Origin of the sequence: Thioalkalivibrio sp. ALE23 (assembly GCF_000378545.1) — a bacterium.
In the GTDB taxonomy this organism is placed as follows: domain Bacteria; phylum Pseudomonadota; class Gammaproteobacteria; order Ectothiorhodospirales; family Ectothiorhodospiraceae; genus Thioalkalivibrio.
The window spans coordinates 1-1058 of record NZ_KB900095.1; the positions used below are offsets into that span (position 1 = coordinate 1).

Here is a 1058-nt window from a genome sequence, read left to right on the forward strand (position 1 = left end):
TCCAAACGTAGGCGATCGTCCATGCCATGCCCCAAAAACGCCTTGTGCGCGCTCTCTGTTGGTCACTTTTTATCCATTCAAGGGCAGATCCCTTACTCCGAATACCGTATCCCTGGGTAGGGGAGGGCGGTTTAGCTCCCCCTTTCACCATCGCGTATCCCGCACCTCCAGCACCTTCCTCAGTCGATCGAGTTCCGCGCGGCTATACCGCTGTGTCGTTCGGACATCGGAATGCCCCAGCGCCTCGGCCGCGTCGCGCAAGCTGGCACCCTGATCGGCCAGTTCCGTTCCCGCCGTATGCCGGAGCGCATGCGCACTCGCTCGGGCGAGCCTTTCCGCCTCGCGTTCTTCCCCCTGTTCGGACAACTGCCGGCTCGCACCCTGAATGACTCGACGGGTGAGGTGATCGAGGGCCTGCCGGGTGAGCGGCTTCTCATCCACGCCGTTGTGCGCGCGCGCACGCGGAACGATGGGGACGGGGTCGTTGGGTGACGGCCATCGAGACAACCCCAAGTGCAACCGGAACCGCTGCATTTCATCCAGCACGCTGGATGGCAGGGGTAGCACCATTCGTTTCCCGCCTTTCACCTCCAGGGACCAGACCCAGACTTCCTCCTCGTCGATCACCGTGGGCTGGATCTCCCCAAAACGTCCGCGCAACGAACTGATCCGAATTCCCAGGGTGTAGAGCAGATGGAAGACCCAGCGGGCTCTGGCTTTCTGGAACGCGTCTTCCTCGGTGCCGAAGGGGAGGCCATCGATGTACCGCTTGATGGCCTCCCAGCCTTTACGGGTCAGTGCTCGCCCGCGTTGCGCCTGGCTGGCCGCCGCCTCGGTTTCCTTCGATCGCTCGACGGTCAGGTCCACCAATGCCGCCGGGTTCGCCTGGAGGTAACCGGCCTGCGCGAGAAATCCCAGCAGATCGTTCAGCACCCGCAATCCGTATTCGGCCCGCTTGGGTGAGCGCCCCGGCTGGAACGGGCGCCAGTCCGGGTGCGCGCGCGCACGCTTGGTCGTGTCGTTCGACACCCAGACCTCGGCAGGGGAGGGCTCGACCA

General features: G+C 64.2%; 1 protein-coding gene. It reads right to left on the reverse strand.

Features of this window, described 5'->3' with window-relative positions:
* Nucleotides 1–144: 144 nt before the first annotated feature.
* Nucleotides 145–1058, reverse strand: a 914-nt coding sequence (locus F573_RS0114115; protein ID WP_019023124.1) for a site-specific integrase, incomplete at its 5' end; no start/stop codon positions are given.